Origin of the sequence: Vibrio sp. 03-59-1 (assembly GCF_013114135.1) — a bacterium.
Taxonomy (GTDB): Bacteria; Pseudomonadota; Gammaproteobacteria; order Enterobacterales; family Vibrionaceae; genus Vibrio; species Vibrio cortegadensis.
The window spans coordinates 1-1,305 of the sequence record NZ_VTYA01000067.1; the positions used below are offsets into that span (position 1 = coordinate 1).

Here is a 1,305-nt window from a genome sequence, read left to right on the forward strand (position 1 = left end):
GAGGCTGTAACAGATTCTGTGTAACTGCCATTTAGTTAACGTGTTTATCGAGACGTTCCTCGAACTCGATAATAAACCGACTCATAGCCTGACGCCAGTTTTGAATGGGCATCGTCCATTTCTTGCTGGCGTCTTTGATTGCTAAGTACACCATTTTGGTTGCGGCCTCATCGTTAGGGAAGATCTTCCGCTTTTTTAGTGCTTTACGGATCACGCTATTGAGAGACTCAATAGCATTGGTTGTGTAGATGGCTCTACGGATATCTTCTGGGTAGTTGAAGAGCGTGTTGAGGTTCTGCCAGTGATTGCGCCAGGACTTAGATATTTGCGGATATTGCCCATCCCAGACTTCGCCAAAGCGCTCCAGTTCGAGTAGAGCCTCATCTTCTGTAGTAGAGCGATACACTCGTTTCAGGTCGGCAGTCACCGCCTTATAGTCTTTCCAAGACACATACTTCAATGAGTTCCGCACCATATGGACGATACAAAGCTGAATATGCGTTTGGGGGAAGACAGTATTGATAGCGTCAGGAAAGCCCTTCAATCCATCTACACACGCAATAAGGATATCTTCAACACCACGTTGATTGAGTTCAGTTAGAACACTCAGCCAAAACTTAGCCCCCTCGTTTTCGGCTATCCACATGCCCATTAGCTCTTTCTGACCATCGGTGTTAATACCTAAAGCAAGGAAAATCGACTTATTGATGATACGCTTGTCTTGACGGATCTTGACCACAATACAATCGAGATAAACGATAGGATAAATGGCATCGAGTGGCCTTGATTGCCACTCCACTATTTCTTCTATCACCGCATTTGTGACGCGCGATACGAGGCTGGGTGATATCTCCGCACCGTACCACTCATCGAAAGCGTTTACGATGTCGCGCGTACTCATTCCTTGGGCGTAGAGCCACAAGATTTTGTCATCCATAGAGGTAAATCGTGATTGGTGTTTTTTGACTAGCTTGGGGTCAAACGAGCCAAGGCGATCCCGAGGTGTATCGAGTTCAAACTCGCCATCTTCGGTTTTTACGCGTTTGCTACTCTTTCCATTGCGGCTATTATTCGATCTAGAGGGTTGGTGTTTTTCATAGCCAAGATGCTCATCCATTTCCGCATTGAGTGCGGCCTCAACCGTAATTTTTTTCAGCATTTGGCTGAACTCAGTTAAGTCCTCAGGGGTTTTAATTCCTTTTGCTGCTTCCTTGGCGAAAGCTTCAAGCTCTTTCTTGTTCATATTGCCTATCCTTAGCCTTTAAGGCTTAGTTTAGGCAATTACACAGAAATTGAGACAGTCTC

At 45.5% G+C, this 1,305-nt stretch carries 1 protein-coding gene; it reads right to left on the reverse strand.

Annotation, left to right across the window (positions count from 1 at the left end; genetic code table 11):
• Window positions 1-31: 31 nt before the first annotated feature.
• On the reverse strand, window positions 32-1,243 hold the full coding sequence (locus F0249_RS19930) for an IS256 family transposase (RefSeq protein WP_102521929.1): 1,212 nt from the start codon (window positions 1,241-1,243) through the stop codon (window positions 32-34).
• Window positions 1,244-1,305: the final 62 nt, after the last annotated feature.